The sequence below is a fragment of the Pseudosulfitobacter sp. DSM 107133 genome (genome assembly GCF_022788695.1).
GTDB lineage: Bacteria > Pseudomonadota > Alphaproteobacteria > Rhodobacterales > Rhodobacteraceae > Pseudosulfitobacter.
In genome coordinates, this window is sequence record NZ_CP085154.1 from 1,818,896 (window position 1) to 1,839,056 (window position 20,161).

Genomic DNA, 20,161 nt, shown 5'->3' on the forward strand with positions numbered 1-20,161 from the left:
CGCTCATTTCGCCCGCTTTCCGCATGATCTAACGTATTTTTCCGTGCCTTGCGAGACCGAGAAGCCCCGCAAGGACACTGTAAAGCCCAGATTGGTCGAGGGCTCAACACTTGTCGAGGAACTATACCGGCGGCTCACAGAGAATTTCGCCGACACACATTCATTGTAATAGGTCAGTCCGGCTCCTGCATAGGCAGACCGGTCGTCGACCAGATCGTAGCGCCAGTTGGCGCTGGCAGTCCAATTCCGGTTCAGGTCATAGGTGCCCGCCAGCGTCAGCTCGGACACAGCCAGGGCGCGGTCTTCGGCCAGGTCCTGGCCCAGCCAGGCATAGCTGCCCCCCATCGTCATGCGCTTGCCGATCCAGTCGCCACGCAGCTCGGCCTTGGCCACGTCGAATTTTTCGTTGAACACCGTCCGCCCGGTCAGCGCCAGCCCGTTGCGGGTTTTCCATTGTCCGGCAAGCAGAAAGTCCGAGGTGGTGCCGGATAGGCCAGAGGTTTCGGAAAAGTCGGGTTCATTGTTGCGGCGCACCACCTGTCCAAAGGTCAGCCGCGCCTCCCATCCGGCAGGGTCAAAGCGCGACCAGTTCACGCCGTAAGCAGCTGCCAGACCGCGTTCACGCCTGTCCGGGCGCGGAAAATGCGACAGTGACAACAGGTTGCCTTCGTCGAACTCGACGCGGGTGCTTTCTTCGTTTGGTACGATCAGGTCGCTGCCGCCGACATAGCCCACTTGCAGGATCGGTTCCAGCAGCTGCGTTGTGCCGTCACCGCCATGGCGCACAAGCGGATAGCGCAGCGTCAGCTGTGCCTGCGGTGTCAGGCCTGCGTCACTGCTGGTGAAAACGCTGTCTTGCGCGACGTTGATGGCATCGGCCTCGACTCCCAAGGAGGCCTCGGCGCGCACGCCGCCTGTCAGGGTCCAGCTGCGCAGCCATTCCGCCTGCACGTTAACACGCTGCACGTCGCGCCCGTCTGCGATGCCGTCCAGATTGATATCGGTATCAACGTCAGAGCTGCGGTAATGGGCGTGGGCATTGGCGCCAAATCGCAACTCTCCCCCCATCGCACGCGGGAAAAAACGTTTTTCAAAGGTCGCATCGAACACATTGGTTGGAATGGTGTCGTTGTCTTCGCTCACACGCAGGCTGCGAAAGTTGGTATAGCTGAAGCTGACGTATGCGTCGCGCCGGACCCGCGCAATTTCGATGGCGCTGTCCAGGCGGTCTTTGTCAGAATAGCTGTAATCCGTCAGATAGGCATCATCTGTGGTCGCTTCGATGTCAAAGGTCAGGACAAAGTCGCGGCGCAGATCGAACCGGCCGGTCCCGAACAGGTAACCACGGGTGTCACCGACCTGAAGGTCGTCGTCGGACAGCGCCCCTTCGAACGAAATACGCCCGGTGCGGAACGCCTGACGATAACGGAATTCCAGGGTTCTGGTGCGGCTCGTCAGATAGGGGGTCAGCGTCAGATCGCGGTGATCGCCGATCTTGATGAAATAGGGCACTTTGATACCGGTGCCCAGCTGCGTATCGCTGTTCAGTGACGGGATCATGAACCCCGAGGCACGCTTGAGCGTCGGATCGGGCAGGCGCAGGCGCGGCAAGTAAAAGACGGGAACGTTGCCAATGCGAAATTGCGCATCGTCGAAATACAGCTGGCGCTCTTGCTTGTCGTGCACCACGCGGCGGGCGCGGATCTGCCACAGGGGCGGGCGGCCGTCGTCGCAGACATGGCACGAGGTCACGGCAGTTTTATAAAGCTGTGTATAGCGGCCACCAACGCGGTTCATTTCCACTGCGGCCAGCTGCAATTGCTGGTTCAGCACCATGCGCGCGCCTGTCAACAGACCGTTTTGCAAATCGCGGCTCAGCTCGGCCTGATCGGCCACGATCACCACGTCGTCACCGTCTTGAATGGTGATCGGGCCCGTGATGACCAGCGCGCCGGTTTTTTCGTCATAGCGGATCGCAGCGGCGCGCAGGCGGGTGTTGCCCTGGAACGCTTCAACATTGCCGCGCGCGGTCAGCACGCGGTCGCGGGTCACAGTGATGTCGTCGGCCACAAGCATTGCCGGGCTGGCGGTCTGTGCGGTGCCGAGGGTTTGCGCTGACAGCGGTGTCACCATTGGCGTGCCCAGCAGCGTTGCCGCCAACAGGATATGGGTCAGTTTGCGCGCCACCTCAGCCGTCCTCGGCATGGAGCAACAGCCCGAGGGCCAGAAAAATTGCCGCCGCGGGTGGTGCCCATGCGGCAAAGGCCACCGGGATCTGCCCGTTCTCGCCGAGAATCTGTGCGAAACTGCGAATGAAATACAAACCGAACCCCAAAAGCACTGCTGCCAGCACCGCCGTTCCGGTGCCCCCAAATCGGGTATGCCGCATGGTGAAGGCCGCGGCAACAAGAACCATCGCCATCAGGAACAGCGGACGCGCCAGCTCCGACTGGAACCAAACGACCTGATGGCGGGCGGAAAATCCGGCCTGCTCCAGCTGGTCGATATAGGCAGGCATGTTCCAGATCGACACGCCGCCAAGCGACCCAAGGGTTTCGCGGATACGCTCCAGTGTCAGGGTCGAGGGCACTTGTAACAGCGCATGGCTTTCCGAGCTGGCCTCGGGGTTGACGCTGCCGGTCAGCGGCCAGACCTTGGCATCGCGCAGCGCCCATGCGCCGTTGCCCAGGGCCGCACTGCGGGCTTCGATACGGCGTTGTGGGCCGCCTTGGGGGGCATATTCCAGAAAAGTTACATCGTACAACACCGAGGCATCCGCGTTCGAACGTGCCGCGCGGATCACCGTCTGGCCCTCGGCACCACCCTGACGCAACCACACACCGTCGCCCGATACCAACACCGCCGCGCGCCCGCCGTTGCGATATTCTTCTGACAGGATTGCATAGCGTTTGGTCGTGGCCGCCACGATCGGCCCCAGCATCGTGACCGCCAGCCCGCCAATCACCAGCGCCACCACCACCGGGGCCGCCAGTGCGCGCAAGGCGGAGCGTCCTGCCGCGCGGGTCACCACCAGTTCCGAGCTGCGCGCCAGTCCGATGAACAAGACCACCGTGGCCAGAATCATGATCAGCGGCAGGATCTGGTTGATGGTTTCGGGCGCGTGCAGCAGCGTCAGGCCGATGCGGTCGGTCAGGCTGACGTCAAAATCGGCAAACCGGCGTGTTTGTTCGATCAGGTCAACCAAAGCCACCAGTGCAAAAAACACCGCTGTGAGCATTGCAAAGGCCATCGCAAAGCGGCGCGCGAAATAAAAATGCAGGATCATGTTGCGGCTACCCTTTGCACTTTGCGACGGCGCAACAGTCCCGGTTTGGCGGCGAGGGTCAGAAAACCGGCGATCAGCAGCGCGCCCAGAAGGGACGGCAGGTACATGGTTGGCCACAGGCTTGCGTCGACCAGCACCATCTGCGCAAAGGTGCTGCGCAGCCCGTCAATGGCAATCAGCAGCCCAAAGGCAATCACCGCCTCGCGCCAGACACCGAAGCGTGAATAGCCGCCAACCATCAAGGTGGCAAAGCCGATCAGCGCCGCAACGATACAGAACAATGGCTGTGCAAAGCGGCTGTGAACCTCTTCTGCGATGTCACCATTGCGCGCGCCGGTTTCGTCGGCAATGCGGTCCCAGTCGGTCAACAATGCCAGCGTGCTCATGTTGCGGATCGAGCCGGTAACTTCGGTGTCACTGCTGACCAGTTTGCTGATATCAAAAGAAAAGTCCTGAAACCTGGCGGTCGACAGCCTGTTGTCCTTTGTGTTCAGCCGCTGCGCCAGACCGTCAACCATGATCAGGGTCGTGCCGGCGTCGTTGCGCACCAGATAGGCTTCGGCGGCGGTATAGATCACCCGTTGCGCCGGATTGCGCCGGTCGGACAGGAACACATCGCGCAGAACGCCGTCCTCGCCAATTGCGCGGGTGTAAAAGGTGACCTGTTCGGCAGGGGACAAAAAGGTGCCCTCGGTCAAAAGGCGCGAGGTGACGTTGCGCGAAATTTCGGCTTCGCGGATGCTCAGCTGGCCTTGGGCCGCAGGCACCAGCACATGCGCCAGCAGGGTCATCATCGCCGACACGATCAGCCCATAGACCAGCACCGGCCGCGCCAGACGCCAGGGCCCCGATCCGGTGGCCTGCATCACCACCAGTTCGGATTCGCCCGACAGGCGGTTGGTGACATAGACCGACGCGGCAAAGGTTGCGATTGGCAGCACAGTCACGATCAGCTTGGGCAGGCTGAGAGAGGTGAATTCCAGAAACACCAGCGCCGTCTGCCCGTCACCGATCAAACGGTCGAACAGCACCACGGCGCGGTTGATCCAGAACACAGCCACCAGCACCAGCGCGAAAAAGCCGAACAACAGCAGGAACTGCGACAGCATATACCTGTCGAATCTGGCCACATAACCCCCCGGTTGCGCATGGTCTTGCAAAGTTGGCAGCAACTTACCCCAAGGTTTCGCGGTGGGGAACCTGTAATTATACCAGATTTGTGCCTTTGGCGGCTTGGTGCCTGTACTGTGTACGGCGTGGTCTGGCCATGGCTGGACGCCCGCGCTAACAGTTGCGCAACCGATATTCCAAAACACCCCGAAAGGATGCGCCATGACCGCCCGACCGACACCGATGACCCAAGTCACCTTTGAGGCACTGGACATTGACGCGCTGGCCGCAGCCACAGGGCGCGTTGCCGTGGTGCTGGAAGCGGATGGCAAGCTGGACACCGCAGGCCGTCGCATCAACAAGCTGACCAAAGGCGCGCTGGCGCGGCTGGTGGAAAGCCAGGCGTTTACCGACCTGAAACAGGGCGGTCTGACCACATTGGCGGTGCCTGCAGGGATGGCCGCCGAGGCGGTGGACGTTGTGTGCCTGTCGCGTCGCCCGTCGGTGGCTGATGCCCGCAAAGCCGGCGCCGCATTGGCCAAGGTGCGGGGCCGGGCCGATATGCTGGTCTGTGCCGCCAGTATGCGCCACGCCGCCGAACTGGGCTTTGGCCTTGCGATGCGCGACTACAGCTTTAACGCCCACAAGAGCGACGCCAAACCTGCCGAGGGCGCGGTGCGTGTCATGTGCGCCAAACCCGACGAGGTGCAGACCACCGCCGCGCCGCTGATGGCCGTGGCCGAGGGCGCATTCTTTACCCGCGATCTGGTGAACGAACCGGCCAACGTTCTGACCACCACTGAATTTGCCGACCGTCTGATGGCGATGGAAGAGATCGGGTTGACGGTTGAGATTCTGGATGAAGATCAGCTTGCAAGCCTTGGAATGGGTTCGATTTTGTGTGTGGGGCAGGGGTCTGACAGCCCGTCGAAAGTGGTTGTCATGCAGTGGAACGGCGGCACCAAGGGCGACGCGCCGCTGGCGCTGGTTGGCAAGGGTGTGGTGTTTGACACCGGCGGTATCAGCCTGAAACCCGCGGCCGGTATGGAAGATATGACCATGGACATGGGCGGCGCGGGCGTTGTGGCCGGTGTGATGCGCGCACTGGCGCTGCGCAAGGCCAAGGCCAACGTCGTCGGGCTGGTCGGGCTGGTCGAAAACATGCCCTCGGGCAATGCCGTGCGCCCCGGCGATGTTGTGACCTCGATGAAGGGCGACACCATCGAGGTGATCAACACCGATGCCGAGGGGCGTCTCGTTCTGTGCGACGTGATGTGGTATGCGCAAGAGCGGTTCAAACCGACGGGCATGATTGATCTGGCCACGCTGACCGGCGCGATCATCATCGGTCTGGGCCATGAAAACGCTGGTGTGTTTTCCAACGACGATACGCTGTGCAATGCGTTCCTGAAAGCGGCGCAGTCCGAAAACGAAGGTGCGTGGCGGATGCCGCTGGGACAGGCCTATGACGACCAGTTGAAAAGCCGCATTGCCGATATGAAAAACGTGGGCGGACGCCCTGCGGGGTCGATCACTGCGGCACAGTTCCTCAAACGGTTTGTCAAGGATGAGACGCCTTGGATCCACCTTGATATTGCAGGTGTCGCCTCGGTTACATCAGAAACGGCACTGGCCCCCAAGGGCGCGACGGGCTGGGGTGTTGCGGCGCTGAACCGGCTGGTTTCGGACATGTGCGAAGGCAAGTAACCCATGGGAGCCGCCTATTTCTACCACCTGACCCAGCGCTCGATGGAGGACACCTTGGCCATGCTGCTGGGCAAGGCGCGTGGCGCGGGCTGGCGCGTGGCCGTGCGCGGGCGCGAGGTGGCGCGCATGGCGCATCTGGATGACCGGCTGTGGCTGGGACAGGGGTTTGTGCCGCACGGGATGGCAGGGGGCGCGCATGACGCGGCCCAGCCGATCCTGCTGACCACACAGGGCGATTGCCCCAACGGGGCCACCTGCATCATGGCGGTTGACGGGGCCGAGGTCAGCGCCGAGGAAGTGGCGCGCATGGAGCGTGTCTGTATCCTGTTCGACGGCTATGATCCCGAGGCGCTGGACAGCGCACGCAGTCAGTGGAAACGGTTGAAAGACGCGGGTGCTGCGGCCCAATATTGGTCGGAAGAATCCGGTCGATGGGAGAAAAAAGCCGAAACCTGAACCGCTTAGAGGTCCAAGTTTATCTGGTTAACGTCAGCGTATCGCGCGCAATCGAGATGTTGCCCCAATGTTGCAGATAGCCCATGCCCAGCAACGATCCGTTCATCTCGCCGCCATTCACGACTGCGGAAATATTATGGTCTACGATGGGGCCCAGCGCCACGCTTTGCAACCGCACCGACGCCGTTGAAACTTCGCCGTTGGCGGTGCCGGCACGCCCGAAATAATCCAGATCGGCAACGTCGAGCCCTGCGCGCTTGGCGTCGGCTTGCGACAGCACGATATCGGTGGCCCCGGTGTCGACGACAAAGCGGATATCGGCCCCGTTCACCTGCAAGGTCAGGTAATAATGGCCATCGCGGCTGCGCGGCACCGAGATGGTGTTTTCGTTAACGACCGTGGCCTGATAGGGCAATGCAGTGCGCGAAATGTCATCCCACAGGCCCACGGCGGCGACGGCCCCCAGAATGATAAACCCCCAAACGGCGGCATATTGCAGCGTCTTGTTCATGGATTGGCGCCCCGATGCCACGCCCCAGCCGACGATCATCAGCAAAAGCAGTACAAGATAGATCAGCCGTCCAGTGTCAAAAGTATCCATCATCTGAATATATGCAGATCAGCGGCCTAGCCAAGCCCTTCGTAGAAACTGAAGGCGCGCAGGCCGTCCAGAACAAACTGAACCGACAGCGCCGCCAGCAACATGCCCAGCAGGCGGGTCACGACGGTGATGCCGGTCTTGCCCAACGCCCGTTCCAGCAGGCCAGAGGCCAGAAACAACACAAAGACCACCAGCAGAACCGCCAGCGTGATGCCGGCCACAATACCCAGACCCGCGAGCCCCGGTTGCTGGCCGGTCAGCAGGATCACCGAAGCAATCGCACCCGGCCCGGCGATCAGCGGAATGGCAAGCGGGAAGATTGACGGATCGTCGCCGTGATCCTCGGATGTGTCCTCGCGCCGTTTGGTGCGCCGTTCGAACAGCATGTCGAGAGCGGTGATGAACAACAGGATACCCCCCGCAACGCGGAATGCAGGCATGGAAATGCCAATGAAACCCAGCAGTTTTTCACCAAAGGCGGCAAAGGCCAGCAGCAAGATAAAACCGGTGACACAAGCGCGCACGGCAATGGCGCGACGGCGTGCTGCGGTCATGCCCTGGGTCAGAGCCACGAACAACGGGGCCATGCCCAGCGGGTCGATCACCACGAACATGGTGACAAAGGCGGTGATCAGAAAGGCGGTGTCGATCATCATGGTCTTTCTCGCGGCGGGGCGGGATGGGGGCGCTGCCCCCAACGCTGGCGCGTTTCCCCCGGGATTTTCTAAACCAGAGAAGTATCAGACGGCGTCGGCGCCTTCCAGTTTTTCAAGCGCGGCCATCCACATCGCCTCGGCGCGGTCCAGTGCGTTCATCACTTCGGCGTATTTCTTCTGCCAGACTTCGGCCTCGCCCTTTTTGCTGTCGTCATAAAGCGCAGGGTCGGCCAGTTTCTTGGCCAGTTTGTCGCGCATCTCGTTCAGCTTGTCCACGCGGGCTTCGGATTTGCGGGCCTCGGCGCGCAATTCCAGAACCTTTTCGCGGCTGGGGCGCTTGGCCTTGGGGGCTTCGACCTTGGCCGGTTTGGCGGGCTTGTCTGCCGACAACAGCATCTTGCGATAGGCTTCCAGATCTTCGTCATAGGGGCGCACGGTGCCATCCGACACCAGCCACAACCGGTCCGCGACCAAACCCAAAAGGTGCATGTCGTGGCTGACCAGGATCACCGCACCGGTATAGGCGGTCAGCGCCTCGACCAGTGCCTCGCGGGATTCGATGTCCAGGTGGTTGGTCGGCTCATCGAGGATCAGCAGGTGCGGCGCGTCGATGGTGGCCAGCAGCAGCGACAGACGTGCCTTTTGCCCGCCCGAAAGGCGGCCCACGGCGGTGTCGGCCTGATCGGGGCCCAGGCCAAAGCCTGCAAGTGTCGCGCGCAGTTTCGACTGCATCACGCCGGGACGCAGCGACTGAAGGTGCTGCAACGGCGTTTCGTCGATGTGCAGTTCGTCCACCTGGTGCTGCGCGAAATAGCCGATGCGCAGCTTGGTTGACCGCGTCGCCTTGCCCGACATCAGCGGCAGGCGGTCCGACAGCAGTTTCGACAGGGTCGATTTGCCCTGACCGTTCTTGCCCAGCAGGGCGATGCGGTCGTCCTGGTCAATGCGCAGGTTCAGTTTGGACAGGATCACCGTGTCGCCATAGCCCGTTGTGCCGCCTTCGATGTTGATGATCGGCGGCGACAGCTCTTCGGGCTCGGGGAAGGTGAACACGCGTTTGGCCGCCTCTTCGGGGGCTGCAATCATGTCCATCTTTTCGATCATCTTCAGACGCGACTGCGCCTGCTTGGCCTTGGATGCCTTGGCCTTGAACCGGTCGACAAAGCTTTGCATGTGCTCGCGGCGGGCCTGTTGCTTCTTGGCCATTGCGGCCTGCACGGCGCGGCGTTCGGCGCGCTGGCGGGCGAACTGGTCATAGGGGCCGGAATAATAGGTCAGCTGGCGTTCTTCCAGATGCAGGATTGCACCCACGGCCCGGTTCAACAGGCCACGGTCGTGGCTGATGATGATGACCGTGTGGGGGTATTTCGCCAGATAGGCTTCCAGCCACAGCGCCCCTTCAAGGTCGAGATAGTTGGTCGGTTCGTCCAGCAACAGCAGGTCGGGTTGCGAAAACAGCACCGCCGCCAGCGCCACGCGCATCCGCCAGCCGCCCGAGAAATCCGAGCAGGGTTTCAGCTGTTCGGCATCGTCAAAGCCCAGCCCCTTGAGGATCGTCGCGGCGCGCGCTTCGGCGGACCATGCGTCAATATCGGCCAGACGGGTCTGGATCTCGGCAATGCGGGTGGGGTCGGTGCTGTCGTCGGCCATCAGCTCGGCGCGCTCGGTGTCGGCGGCCAGAACCGTGTCCAGCAGTGATGTGGACGAGGCGGGCACTTCCTGTGCCACACCGCCGATGCGCGCCTTGGAGGGCAGGGAGATGCTGCCACCTTCCAGAACCAGCTCGCGGCGGATCAGCTTGAACAGCGTGGTTTTGCCCGTGCCATTGGCGCCGATCAGGCCCACCTTGTGACCTTCGGGAATGACAGCAGAGGCGCCTTCGAACAAAGGACGGCCCGCGATGGAATAGGATATATCTGATATGCGCAACATAGGCGCGGTGTGCCGCAACGCAGCGGCGGCGTCAATCGCCGCTTTTCAAGCGCCAAGCCCCATGCTATCGGAGCCGCGATTTCAATTCACGGGGGCCGCAGGTGTGGTGCCCGAACAACCGGAGCACCGACATGGCCCTTGAGCGCACATTCTCGATCATCAAACCCGACGCAACACGCCGCAATCTGACAGGCGCAATCAACGCCAAGTTCGAAGAAGCGGGCCTGCGCATCGTCGCACAGAAACGCATCCACCTGACCAAGGCACAAGCGGGCGAGTTCTATGCCGTGCACGCCGAGCGTCCGTTCTATGACGAACTGTGCGAATTCATGGCGTCCGCGCCCATCGTCGCACAAGTACTGGAAGGCGAAGGCGCCATCGCGAAAAACCGCGAAGTCATGGGCGCCACCAACCCCGCAGACGCAGCCCCCGGCACCATCCGCGCCGAATTCGCCGAAAGCGTTGGCGAAAACTCGGTTCACGGGTCGGACGCGCCTGAAACAGCCGCAGTCGAAATCGCGTATTTCTTCTCGGGTCTGGAACTGGTGGGCTAAGCCATCTGCACCAGGGCTGCTGCCCTGCAGTAATTTCGAGCGGGCTGGCGCGGGATGCGCTGGCCCGTTTTGTTTTGGGCAGGACCTCAGGCAAAACGGGTTGTTCTGACGTAGACCCTACAGGCTGGCATAGTCGGTAATGATGGGGCGTGGCCTGGGTTTTGGCTTGGGTGCCGGTTTGCCCTGGGCTGTGACGGGTGGTTTTGGCTGGCTTTGTGCTTGCTGTAACATGGTCTTGCCTTTGCTTGTGGTCCGGCCCGACAGGATGTCAGACAATGGGGCCGATGCGGACCAATGTGCGGGTCTGCATAGCAATTCCAAAGGCTTAATTGTGGCAAGATTTGGTCATTTATGCCGATTTTAGCACATATAGGGTGCTCTGGCGATAATTGTCGTCTGGATGCAACATAATCGACGGAAAGCCATCCTGCGCGGGGGCATCCGGCCAGCCCTGTGGTTCCATCGCAATGCCTGCGTATGGCCCGACAGGGGCGCCGATGTTGTTTGGCGTTTCCTGTTCGGACAGCCCGGCACCGTCATAGACCTGCAACCCCGGTTCGGTTGTTGAAATGGTCAATTGCATGCCATTGGGTCCGGTCAGACATGCCGCAGGCCGCAGGGTGTCGCTGCGCGTGGACGCCAGACACAGGTTGTGATCCATCGGTTCTACATTGACCAGCGGAGTCGACGTGCGTCCAGCAAGGCCCAGCCCCTCTAGACAGGCCTGCTCTCCGGTGGGAATCTTGTCTGCTTTGACAGGCAGATAGGTATCTGCGTGTACCAGCAGGTCATGGCTGCGAATATCTCCTTTGGCCGCAAGGTTCCAATAGGGGTGGTGGGCGATATTCATCACGGTTTTGCGGTCGCTGTTGGCGGTGATGTCCAGCCGCAGCGAAGACTGCTTGAGCGTGTAACAGGCGGAGATCCGGCGCAGGCCGGGCAGGCCGCATTCGCCATGTTGCAGTGTCAGGGAAAAGGTCACCGATGAGGCGCTTTGATCCGCCACCTCCCAAACGCGGGCATGTATGCCCTGATCGCCACTGTGCAGGCAGTTGTCTGCTTCGTTTGCGTGCATCTGCCAGCGGGTGCCGTCAATCTCGATCACGGCACCGCCAACGCGGTTGGCCACGGGGCCGACCAACGCCCCCATATACCCAAGGTCGGTGTCGTCGGTATATCCCAGCACAAGGCTGCCAGACACGGCGCTGTGCCACAATCCGCCCAGCGCAGCGCCCTTGGCCAGCAGTCGGGCGCGCAAGGGGCCATTCGAGATTTCGATGTATTTTGGTTTCATAGCTCTACCCTGCCATAGCGATCATTGCTTGACCACCGGCTGTTGCTTGGCTTTGTGTACGTCGAACCAGTGAGGATTCCAATCATGACCGATGCCGACCACGTCTCGACCCACGACGCCGCCGCAGATGCGCGCAACGACGATATCAAGATCTACGTCGACGGCAACATTGTCCACCGCGACGACGCCAAAGTCTCGGTTTATGACAGCGGATTCATGCTGGGCGATGGCATTTGGGAAGGGCTGCGGCTGTATGACGGAGTCCTGAGCTTTCTGGATGCGCATCTGGACCGGCTCTTCGAGGCGGCGTTGTATCTGGATCTGGACATCGGCATGGACCGCGACGAACTGACGGCGGCGATCCACGAGACGCTGCGCGCGAACGACATGCACACCGACGTGCACTTGCGGGTGATGGTGACGCGCGGGCGCAAGCGCAAACCGTTCCAGCACCCGCATCTCAGCATCTGGGGCAGTACGATTGTGATCATTGCCGAACACTCGAAACCGGACGAAACCATGGTGCAGCGCGGCATTCGCCTGCACACGGTGCCGCATCATCGCGGCCTGCCGCTGACGCAGGACGCCAAGCTGAACTCGCATTCCAAGCTGAACTGTATCATCGCGCTGAACCACGCGATCCGCGCGGGCGCGGACGAGGCGCTGATGCTGGACCCCTTCGGCTTCGTGAACACCACCAACGCCTGCAATTTCTTTGTCGTGCGCAAGGGGGCGGTTTGGACCTCGACCGGGGATTACTGCATGAACGGGATCACACGGCAAAAGGTGATCGACCTGTGCCGCGAGAATGCGATTCCGGTGTTCGAGCGGAATTTCTCGTTGGTGGACACCTATGGTGCGGACGAGGTGTTTCTGACCGGCACCTTCGGGGCGCAGACGCCGGTGTTCGAGATCGACGGGCGGGTGATTGGTGGCGGCAAGGCGGGGCCGGTGTTTCACCGGATACGCGGGCTGTACAAGGATCTGATCATGGAACAGGTGGCGCTGGCGAAGGGGTGAATTTTTGGGTGGATACAACCCCCCTTTCCCTCATTGGTAACCTTGCGTTTGACTCCGGCGCGGAACAAGGCCGCAGGCCGTCGTTGCCAATGAAGCATAAGCTTGCACGATTTGGCGGCTTTCATGCACACCCTGTGTCAAGCGCTTTATGCGCCGACGCAGTGTGGGGCTCGGATTTTTGTTCGCAACGACGCAGATTGGGAATGAAGCACGAAGCTGACGTTCGTGCCGTGTGCAGCGAAAGTCTCAAATGAGCCCTTTTCCGCATTCCACCCGCGCGGAATCAAGTATCCGTCTTGGTCAAGGGTGTTTTGGTGTCCATTCTCTGTTTTCGCTTATGAGAGTGTTTGCGAGGATCAGGAGTTTTCGCATGAGGACGGCGAGCGCGACCTTGTGGGGTTTTCCGGCGGCTCTGAGGGCATCGTATTTCTGGCTCAGATCGGGGTTTCGCTTCATGGCGACGAGGGCGGGCATGAACAGGCTCTCGCGCAGGAGCCTGCGCCCGCCCTGGATGTGGGCCTTTCCGCTCCACTGACCGGACTGACACGTGATCGGCGCGAGACCTGCGAGCGCCGCGATCTGCTTTGACCCCAGAGTGCCGATCTCGGGGCATTCGCTGAGCAGCGCCCGTGCGGTGATGGCACCGATCCCGGGGATCGAGGTGAGAATGCCGATTGCCCTGGCGCGTTCCGGGCAATCGCGGTTTCGCCGTTCGATTTCGGCGTTAAGCCTGTCGATCTGGTGGTTGACCTGACGCAGGCGTGCCCGGGTCAGGCGGCGGGTCACGTCGAGCTGTTGCGTGCCAAGGCGGTTCATCAGCGCGGTACGATCCCGCACCAGCCCGGTGCGGGCGACATGCAACTCCTTGATTTCACGCTGTTTGGGGTCGGTTGGCTGGTCCGGAACCAGCTCCAGCGCGCGCCCCATGAGCGCGAGCATGCGGGCATCGACCGCGTCGGTCTTAGCGCGTGTGCCGTGGGCCTGCGCGAAGCGGCGGGCCTGCAGCGGGTTCACCTTGACGAGCGGCAGGCGGCCTGAGAAATGGCTCTCGAGGCGTCGGTGGTAGGGGCCGGTGGGCTCGAAGACCACGCGCTCCGGCGTTGTCTGCCCCAACCAGCGCTCGAAGGCGCGCAGGCCTGTCGCGGTATTGTCGAACCGGGCGTGGGTTGCGGTGCTGAGCCGGTGCGCGTCAAGATGCGCTTTCGAGATGTCGATGCCGATGGTATCGTTGATCATCTTCGTCATGTCCTTTGCTTGTCGTGCAGAGCCTGTGAGCTGCTGCGTATCCGTTCAGGCCTCATGCGAAGACGACGGGCGATCTCACTTGATTACGGTCCTCGAAGACCTGGCCGCAGACGATCCACCCGTCGCCGGTGCCTGCGATCCAAAAGGTGGCTGGCACCGGCTCCACCTTCGCAGAAGAGCCACGGAAAGTCTGAGACAAGGCCGCAGGCCGCCGCGCATCGACGGGCCGCCCCACGGCACGGCGATTTGGCTGCTGTTGTGCGTGACGGATAGCTGGGATGTGCTTGGCTGCCATAAAGTGGCATGCACGACGGTCGGATCGCCGCACCTCGGCCCGTCGATGCGCGGCTTTGAGAGCAGCAGAAAAGTCCGCTGAGCCGCCATTCACGACGACCACGATCAATGTCCCGAAACATCCGATCTGTGCATGCTTATGTGTGCAGTGTGCAAGGTTATGCCCATGTTGAAAGACGGGTCATCCCTAAGTCGCTGTTTGAAAATCCCTTTTCACATCATGATCAGGGCCGGATCGGTCGAGTGTGCAAACTTATGGTACATTGGCAGCCGCGCATCATGCCATAGGCATGTCTACGACATGATGGGCCGCCCCACGGCACGGCGATTTGGCTGCCGTTGCGCGTTACCGATAACTCGGATGTGCTTGGCTGCCATAAAGTGGCAGGCACGAAGGTCGCATCGCCCTACCTCGGCCCGACGAAGCGAGGCTTCGTGCTTCATTGGGAAAGGGGCATCGTCCGAACCGACAACCTCAAACTTTCACCCCTCATCCGGCCCGTCATCATCCAGCAAGATCCGCGCCGATGTGCCCGCCGCATCGTCATATTGCCCGCTGCGCACAGTCCACAGGAACGCACACAGCCCCAATCCGCCCAGCACGATCGACACCGGAATTAGGACCAGCAGAACGTTCATCGTACCCTCCGTATCCGCATCGCGTTCGCCAGCACCGTCAGCGAGGACACCGACATCGCAATCGCCGCCAGCAGCGGCGTCGCCAGCCCCGCCAGCGCCACCGGCACCGCGATGCAGTTGTACAGCGCCGCAATGGCAAAGTTCTGTTTCGACAGCCGTGTCGCCGCCCGTGCGACCGATACCAGCAGCGGCAGGTCGGCCAGGCTGTCGTTCAGGATCACAATATCGGCGGCATTGCGTGCCGCGTCCAGTGCCGACGATGGTGCAATCGACGCATGGGCCGCAGCCAGTGCCGCCGCATCGTTCAGCCCGTCACCCACCATCGCCACACGGTGGCCCGCCTGGGCCAGCGCCTGAAGCTTTGCGTGTTTTTCGGTGGCGCTGATGTGCGCCTGTCTGTCTTCAACACCCAGCGTGTCAGCAATCGGGGACACGGCAGACAGGCTGTCGCCGCTGATGACACCCGGATGCAATCCCAGGCGACGCAACCCGTCCACGGCTTCTTGTGCGCCTGCGCGCAGCGTTTCGCACAGGGGAAGGGCAATGGCGGGCGTGTTGCCGATGCGCAGGCCCGGACCGTTGAAATCGGCCCCCAGCCAACTGCCGCTGCCCAGTTGCACCAAACCGTCTGGTCCCAGACCTTCGACGCCGCGTCCCGGCACTTCGATGACACCGCTCAGCACTGCGGCATTGCCAGCGGGCAGGGCCGCCAGAATGGCCTGCGAGACCGGATGGGTCGAGCTTTGGGCCAGCGCCCGTGCTATTCCGGCCTGGGTCGGGGTCAGCAGATCGCGCAGTGCCCTGGCCGCCGGAACCGTCAGCGTGCCGGTCTTGTCGAACATCACGGTGTCCACCTCGGCCAGCCGTTCCAGCGCGGTGCCGGATTTCACCAGAAACCCCTTGCCATAAAGGCGCGCGATGGCTGCCGTTGACACCGCTGGCACCGCCAGCCCCAATGCGCATGGGCAGGTGATGATCAGCACCGCCACCGCGACGTTCAACGCCTGCCGCACATCGCCACCGATCACGGCCCAGCCGACAAAGGCGAACAGCGCAAGCAAATGCACCGCCGGTGCATAGATCGCAGCGGCGCGGTCGGCCAGCGCGGTATAGCTGTTGCGGCTGTTTTCGGCCATTTCAACCATCGCCGCCACACGGCGCAACGTGGTGTCGGCACCGACGGCAGTGGCCTGCACCTTGAACGCAATGCCAAGGTTGATTTCGCCCGATTGCACCACATCCCCCGCGACACTGCGCACGGGGGTGCTCTCTCCGGTCAAAAACGCACGGTCGGTCGTGGCCTCAAGGCTGGCCAGCGTCCCGTCCACCGGCACCCGCACGCCGGTGTGAACCAGCACCGTGTCACCGACCCGCAAGTCGGAAACGGCGACAGTTTGCGCGGCTCCGTTCACCATTTTTTGGGCGCTGTGCACTTCCAATGCAGCCAGATCACGCGCGGCAGAGCGGGCAGAGCGGCGGCTGCGGTGATCAAGATAGCGCCCGACCAGCAGAAAGAAGGTCAGCGAAAGGGCCGCATCGAAATAGCTGTGCGCGCCACCATTCAGCACCTCATAGAACGACATCCCCGCCGCCAGAAGGATCGCCAGAGAAATCGGCACATCCATGTTCAGACGGCGCACCCGCAGCGCGCTCCAGGCGCTGACAAAGAAGGGCTGGCCGCAAAACACCACAGCCGGCAGCGAAATGGCCGCCGAAATCAAATGAAACAGGTCGCGCGTTGCCTCGGCTGCACCCGACCAGATGGCCACCGAAAACAGCATCACATTCATCATGGCAAAACCGGCCACGGCCAGTTTGACCAGCAGACGCTGGCCTTCGGGGTCTTTGCCAGTGTCCAGCATGGCGCGATCCATCGGATGCGCTTCGAACCCTGCGTCGTGCAGAGCGGCGACAAGGTCGGCGTCGCTGAGGGTTTGCGTCTGCACGCTGACCCGTTTCAGCGACAGGTTCACCCGTGCTGCCATTACCCCCGGCAGGCTGCGCAGGGTGCGCTCCACCGTGCTGATACAGGCCGCGCAATGGATCGTGGGCAAGGACAGAACAAAATCGGGCGCATCAATCGTCTGTTGCGCGACCTGTTCGGCCAAGGGCGCGGCAGCGCAGGCAGGACAGGCAGACATCGCGTTCATGACGGCACATGCGCAACAATAACACGCTGCTGGAACAGGGTGCCATCTGGCGCGCGCATCTTCAGGCGCAGGTTCCAGTTGCCCGGACCCGCCTCGACCGCCGCCACATAGGCGGTGCCGTCAAAAACAAAATCCGGCGTCTGGTCGGCGGCCACACTGGTGGCGCGGCCGAATGTGGCCTCTTGTATGGTGGGGGCAACCGGCTGGCCCTCCTCGCGGATAAACAGGCGCAGGGTGTCATGGGTCACTTCGGCCCTCACGTCCCAACCCAATGCTATCTGCGCGGCACGGTCGGCATCGAAGGATTGCGAAGCAACATAGGAATTCCTGACCTCCAGCCCCGGAAAGGTTGCCACAGCCTGATAGGCCAGGGTCAGGTTCACGGCGATGATGACACCGAAGGTGGCTGCAAAGCCTAAAAACACATGCCATCCTTTGACTTTATGAATCATTTCGTTCCTCTTCCGTTGAATGTCGTGGCCTTCGAAGCCCGAATCTGCGCCGAGACATCCTCGACCCACAGCCGCAGGGCTGTCGTGTCCTCCTGGGCTGCCGGATCGTCGGCGCGCGCGGTGACATAGACCCGTTGCAACACGGTTGAATCGGCAGGCACCGTCACGCTCAGGGTTTCGCGCCCTTCCAGCCCGATTTGCAGCAGGTCATCGCTGGTCAGGCTCAGGCGGAATGTCCGCGCCTCGCCTGCCTTGTTGCGCAGGCGCACGTCGTAGATGTTGCGCACGTTGCCGTCGGACAGGACCACAAAAGTCGGGTTGCGTACGGGGCTGACGGTCAGTTCTATGTCGGACCTTATGAACAGCGCGTAGAGAAGCCCCACACCCACCAGCAGCCACATCGCGGTATAAAGGATCGTGCGCGGGCGCAGAATGTGACGCCACAGGGGTTTCGGGGCGGCACCGGCCCGTTCGGCGGGTTCGTCCGACAGGGCCAGATAATCAATCAGCCCGCGCGGCTTGCCGATGCGCGCCATCACGTCGTCGCAGGCGTCGATGCACAGGGCACAGGTGATGCATTCCATCTGCTGCCCGTTGCGAATGTCGATGCCCATGGGGCAGACGTTGACGCAGGCCATACAGTCGATGCAGTCGCCCTTGTCACTGACCGTATCCAGTGCGGGCGGCGTGGCAGGTTGGGTGCCCTTGCCGGGATAGGGCGTGCCTGCATAGCGCGCCGCTCCGGCCCCCGCGGCCTGCGCAGCGACCACGGCCTCTTGCGCCTCGGCGGCTTTGCGGGTCTTGGCATTGCCCTTGCCCCGCGGCTCTCCGCGCCAGTCGCGATAGGCAACGGTTATGGTGTCGGGGTCCATCATTGCGGCCTGAATGCGTGGCCACGGGCACATATAGATGCAGACCTGTTCGCGTAGGAACCCGCCAAAAATAAAGGTCGTCGCGGTCAGGATTGCGATGGTGGTATAGGCCACCGGATGGGCGTCAAAGCTAAGCAGATCGCGCAGCAGGGTCGGGGCATCGGTGAAATAGAACACCCATGCGCCCCCGGTCGCCACGGAAATCACCAGCCAGACCACCCATTTGGTCAGCCGCAGCCGCCATTTGTGCAGGCTCCAGCTGGCTTTGTGCAGGCGCAGGCGCGCGTTGCGGTCGCCTTCGATCCAGCGTTCGACCAGCAGGAACAGATCGGTCCACACGGTTTGCGGGCAGGTATAGCCGCACCACACACGCCCCAGCGCCGAGGTGAACAGGAACAGCCCCAGGCCCGCCATGATCAGCAATCCGGCGACAAAATAGAATTCATGCGGCCAGATTTCGATCCACAGGAAATAGAAACGCCGGTTGGCCAGATCAATCAGCACCGCCTGATCGGGCAGGCTGGCACCACGGTCCCAGCGCAGCCAGGGCGTAAGGTAGTAAATGCCAAGGGTGATGGCCATGATCCACCATTTGAATCGGCGGAAAAAGCCGTTCACGCGGCGCGGGAAAATCGGCACGCGTGCGGCATAAAGAGGTTGGTCGGGTTGGGATGTCATATCACCTGATCCTGTTCGCGTGACCTGTGTAGAACGCGGTGACGCGGGTCACCTTGATCTGCATCAAGAACATCCCCGAAGCGGCGCAATGTGCGAACAGGGCCGCTTCGGGGGCGGACCACTTTTACAAGCGGTCTTTTTCCGTCTTATTCGCCTCCTCCAAGACTATGAACATAGACGGAAACGGCGCGAATATCGGCCTCTTTCAAGCGTGGACCCCAGGGTGGCATGACGCCAAATCGGGAAAATTCCACGGTTTTGTGCAGGGTCTCGCGATCACCGCCGTACAGCCAGATGGCATCGGCAAGATTCGGGGCCCCCATCTCGCGCATGCCCAGGCCCGCATCGCCGTGACACGACGCACAATTGTCGGCAAAAACCACCGCGCCCTGTGCGGCCAGTGCCGCGTCAAAGTCGGAGTGCGACAGTGACACCACATGTTCGACAACCGCGTCTATTTCCGCAGGCTCCAGAATCTCGCCAAAGGCGGGCATTTCCGAATAGCGTGCGTCATCGTCCTGCGTGTTGCGAATGCCGTGGCGTACGGTGGTCATGATGGCGTCGATATCGCCGCCCCACAGCCAGTCGTCGTCCAGCAGGTTGGGATAGCCCTTGGCCCCCGCAGCGCCCGAGCCGTGACATTGTGAACAATTGGCGCGAAACACCGCACCGCCGCGCGCGATGGCATAGCGGTTCAGATCGGGGTGTTCGGGCAGGGTGGCAACGTCGGCGGCGACAAGCTGGGACACCAGTTCGGCGTTGTTGTCCTCGTGGGTGGCGATATCTGCCGCCACATTGGCGCGTGTCGACCAGCCCATGACACCCTGCGTAGCCCCCGAAATCATCGGCCATGCCGGATAGGCGATGGTATAGCCAATGGCCCAGATGATACAGAGATACAGGGTCCAAAGCCACCAGCGCGGCAGGGGGTTGTTCAGCTCTTCGATGCCGTCCCAGCTGTGGCCGGTGGTTTCGACGCCGGTGACCTCGTCGGTCTTGCGCTCAGACATCGCGGGCTCCTTTCTTCAAGGTAGAGTGTGCCTGTGGTGCAGGCGCGTCATCGCGCAGCGGGATCTGCGCAATTTCGTCATAGGTCCTGGATCCGCCGGGTCGGAAGGCCCACAGAATGACCGAGACAAAAAATCCGAACATCGCCAAAAGCACCCAGCTGTCGGCAAGTTCACGCATGAAGGAATAGGTATCCATCAAAGCCTC

The 20,161-nt window shown here is 61.9% G+C and carries 18 protein-coding genes; 4 read left to right on the forward strand and 14 right to left on the reverse strand.

The window, feature by feature from the left end; genetic code table 11:
- Positions 1–3: 3 nt before the first annotated feature.
- Genes lptD through lptF form a run of 3 tightly spaced genes read right to left on the reverse strand, consistent with a single transcriptional unit; the run spans position 4 to position 4,416 of the window.
- On the reverse strand, positions 4–2,187 hold the full coding sequence (gene lptD / locus DSM107133_RS08945; protein ID WP_240310702.1) for an LPS assembly protein LptD: 2,184 nt from the start codon (positions 2,185–2,187) through the stop codon (positions 4–6).
- Between the two features lies 1 nt (position 2,188).
- The gene (gene lptG, locus DSM107133_RS08950) at positions 2,189–3,286 is read right to left on the reverse strand and encodes an LPS export ABC transporter permease LptG (protein WP_114295619.1); all 1,098 of its coding nucleotides are present in this window, start codon (positions 3,284–3,286) and stop codon (positions 2,189–2,191) included.
- Positions 3,283–4,416, reverse strand: coding sequence for an LPS export ABC transporter permease LptF (gene lptF / locus DSM107133_RS08955; protein WP_114295618.1), 1,134 nt, complete (start codon positions 4,414–4,416; stop codon positions 3,283–3,285). Before lptF ends, lptG begins: the two co-directional genes overlap by 4 nt.
- Positions 4,417–4,618: 202 nt before the next feature.
- Here lptF and DSM107133_RS08960 point away from each other — a divergent pair, with 202 nt between their 5' ends.
- Both DSM107133_RS08960 and DSM107133_RS08965 read left to right on the forward strand, forming a co-directional pair.
- The gene (locus DSM107133_RS08960) at positions 4,619–6,103 is read left to right on the forward strand and encodes a leucyl aminopeptidase (protein ID WP_114295617.1); all 1,485 of its coding nucleotides are present in this window, start codon (positions 4,619–4,621) and stop codon (positions 6,101–6,103) included.
- Positions 6,104–6,106: 3 nt separating this feature from the next.
- Positions 6,107–6,559 carry a DNA polymerase III subunit chi gene (locus tag DSM107133_RS08965; RefSeq protein ID WP_114295616.1) on the forward strand — a complete coding sequence of 151 codons (453 nt, stop codon included), beginning with the start codon at positions 6,107–6,109 and terminating at the stop codon, positions 6,557–6,559.
- Between the two features lie 19 nt (positions 6,560–6,578).
- Here DSM107133_RS08965 and DSM107133_RS08970 read toward each other — a convergent pair whose 3' ends face one another.
- The 3 genes from DSM107133_RS08970 to DSM107133_RS08980 all read right to left on the reverse strand — a co-directional run bounded on the left by DSM107133_RS08970 (position 6,579) and on the right by DSM107133_RS08980 (position 9,748).
- Positions 6,579–7,160, reverse strand: a complete 582-nt coding sequence (locus tag DSM107133_RS08970; protein WP_114295743.1) for a TIGR02281 family clan AA aspartic protease — start codon at positions 7,158–7,160, stop codon at positions 6,579–6,581.
- Between the two features lie 26 nt (positions 7,161–7,186).
- On the reverse strand, positions 7,187–7,813 hold the full coding sequence (locus DSM107133_RS08975; RefSeq protein ID WP_114295742.1) for a MarC family protein: 627 nt from the start codon (positions 7,811–7,813) through the stop codon (positions 7,187–7,189).
- Positions 7,814–7,900: 87 nt separating this feature from the next.
- Complete coding sequence (locus DSM107133_RS08980; RefSeq protein WP_114295615.1) at positions 7,901–9,748, reverse strand: ABC-F family ATP-binding cassette domain-containing protein; 1,848 nt, start codon at positions 9,746–9,748, stop codon at positions 7,901–7,903.
- Between the two features lie 131 nt (positions 9,749–9,879).
- Here DSM107133_RS08980 and ndk point away from each other — a divergent pair, with 131 nt between their 5' ends.
- Positions 9,880–10,302, forward strand: a complete 423-nt coding sequence (gene ndk / locus DSM107133_RS08985; protein ID WP_028956410.1) for a nucleoside-diphosphate kinase — start codon at positions 9,880–9,882, stop codon at positions 10,300–10,302.
- A gap of 349 nt (positions 10,303–10,651) precedes the next feature.
- Here the strand turns inward: ndk and DSM107133_RS08990 are convergent, their stop codons facing one another.
- Positions 10,652–11,596, reverse strand: coding sequence for an aldose epimerase family protein (locus DSM107133_RS08990; protein ID WP_114295614.1), 945 nt, complete (start codon positions 11,594–11,596; stop codon positions 10,652–10,654).
- Between the two features lie 84 nt (positions 11,597–11,680).
- On the opposite strand from DSM107133_RS08990, the gene DSM107133_RS08995 reads away from it, so the two are divergent.
- Positions 11,681–12,616 (forward strand): aminotransferase class IV, encoded by a 936-nt coding sequence (locus DSM107133_RS08995; protein ID WP_114295613.1) that lies wholly within the window; start codon positions 11,681–11,683, stop codon positions 12,614–12,616.
- A 300-nt stretch (positions 12,617–12,916) separates the two neighbouring features.
- Here the strand turns inward: DSM107133_RS08995 and DSM107133_RS09000 are convergent, their stop codons facing one another.
- The 7 genes from DSM107133_RS09000 to DSM107133_RS09030 form a co-directional block, all read right to left on the reverse strand.
- The gene (locus DSM107133_RS09000; RefSeq protein WP_114291353.1) at positions 12,917–13,861 is read right to left on the reverse strand and encodes an IS110 family transposase; all 945 of its coding nucleotides are present in this window, start codon (positions 13,859–13,861) and stop codon (positions 12,917–12,919) included.
- 777 nt (positions 13,862–14,638) lie between these two features.
- Complete coding sequence (gene ccoS, locus DSM107133_RS09005; protein ID WP_028956415.1) at positions 14,639–14,794, reverse strand: cbb3-type cytochrome oxidase assembly protein CcoS; 156 nt, start codon at positions 14,792–14,794, stop codon at positions 14,639–14,641.
- Positions 14,791–16,944, reverse strand: coding sequence for a heavy metal translocating P-type ATPase (locus tag DSM107133_RS09010; protein WP_114292789.1), 2,154 nt, complete (start codon positions 16,942–16,944; stop codon positions 14,791–14,793). The genes ccoS and DSM107133_RS09010 overlap by 4 nt, the downstream gene beginning before the upstream one ends.
- Positions 16,941–17,396 (reverse strand): FixH family protein, encoded by a 456-nt coding sequence (locus tag DSM107133_RS09015; protein WP_114292788.1) that lies wholly within the window; start codon positions 17,394–17,396, stop codon positions 16,941–16,943. The genes DSM107133_RS09010 and DSM107133_RS09015 overlap by 4 nt, the downstream gene beginning before the upstream one ends.
- Entirely contained in the window at positions 17,393–18,946 is a 1,554-nt protein-coding gene (ccoG, locus tag DSM107133_RS09020; protein WP_114292787.1) for a cytochrome c oxidase accessory protein CcoG, read from the reverse strand. Before ccoG ends, DSM107133_RS09015 begins: the two co-directional genes overlap by 4 nt.
- A gap of 146 nt (positions 18,947–19,092) precedes the next feature.
- A complete protein-coding gene (gene ccoP / locus DSM107133_RS09025) occupies positions 19,093–19,956 on the reverse strand; it encodes a cytochrome-c oxidase, cbb3-type subunit III (protein ID WP_114292786.1) in 864 nt (287 codons plus the stop codon).
- Entirely contained in the window at positions 19,949–20,152 is a 204-nt protein-coding gene (locus DSM107133_RS09030; RefSeq protein WP_114292785.1) for a cbb3-type cytochrome c oxidase subunit 3, read from the reverse strand. The genes ccoP and DSM107133_RS09030 overlap by 8 nt, the downstream gene beginning before the upstream one ends.
- Positions 20,153–20,161: the final 9 nt, after the last annotated feature.

Coding starts and splice junctions, on each gene's coding strand:
- lptG (WP_114295619.1), bottom strand. CDS start 3,286: ATGATCCTGCATTTTTATTTCGCGCGCCGCTTTGCGATGGCCTTTGCA.
- DSM107133_RS08960 (WP_114295617.1), top strand. CDS start 4,619: ATGACCGCCCGACCGACACCGATGACCCAAGTCACCTTTGAGGCACTG.
- DSM107133_RS08965 (WP_114295616.1), top strand. CDS start 6,107: ATGGGAGCCGCCTATTTCTACCACCTGACCCAGCGCTCGATGGAGGAC.
- DSM107133_RS08970 (WP_114295743.1), bottom strand. CDS start 7,160: ATGGATACTTTTGACACTGGACGGCTGATCTATCTTGTACTGCTTTTG.
- DSM107133_RS08975 (WP_114295742.1), bottom strand. CDS start 7,813: ATGATCGACACCGCCTTTCTGATCACCGCCTTTGTCACCATGTTCGTG.
- DSM107133_RS08980 (WP_114295615.1), bottom strand. CDS start 9,748: ATGTTGCGCATATCAGATATATCCTATTCCATCGCGGGCCGTCCTTTG.
- ndk (WP_028956410.1), top strand. CDS start 9,880: ATGGCCCTTGAGCGCACATTCTCGATCATCAAACCCGACGCAACACGC.
- DSM107133_RS08990 (WP_114295614.1), bottom strand. CDS start 11,596: ATGAAACCAAAATACATCGAAATCTCGAATGGCCCCTTGCGCGCCCGA.
- DSM107133_RS08995 (WP_114295613.1), top strand. CDS start 11,681: ATGACCGATGCCGACCACGTCTCGACCCACGACGCCGCCGCAGATGCG.
- DSM107133_RS09000 (WP_114291353.1), bottom strand. CDS start 13,861: ATGACGAAGATGATCAACGATACCATCGGCATCGACATCTCGAAAGCG.
- ccoS (WP_028956415.1), bottom strand. CDS start 14,794: ATGAACGTTCTGCTGGTCCTAATTCCGGTGTCGATCGTGCTGGGCGGA.
- DSM107133_RS09010 (WP_114292789.1), bottom strand. CDS start 16,944: ATGAACGCGATGTCTGCCTGTCCTGCCTGCGCTGCCGCGCCCTTGGCC.
- DSM107133_RS09015 (WP_114292788.1), bottom strand. CDS start 17,396: ATGATTCATAAAGTCAAAGGATGGCATGTGTTTTTAGGCTTTGCAGCC.
- ccoG (WP_114292787.1), bottom strand. CDS start 18,946: ATGACATCCCAACCCGACCAACCTCTTTATGCCGCACGCGTGCCGATT.
- ccoP (WP_114292786.1), bottom strand. CDS start 19,956: ATGTCTGAGCGCAAGACCGACGAGGTCACCGGCGTCGAAACCACCGGC.
- DSM107133_RS09030 (WP_114292785.1), bottom strand. CDS start 20,152: ATGGATACCTATTCCTTCATGCGTGAACTTGCCGACAGCTGGGTGCTT.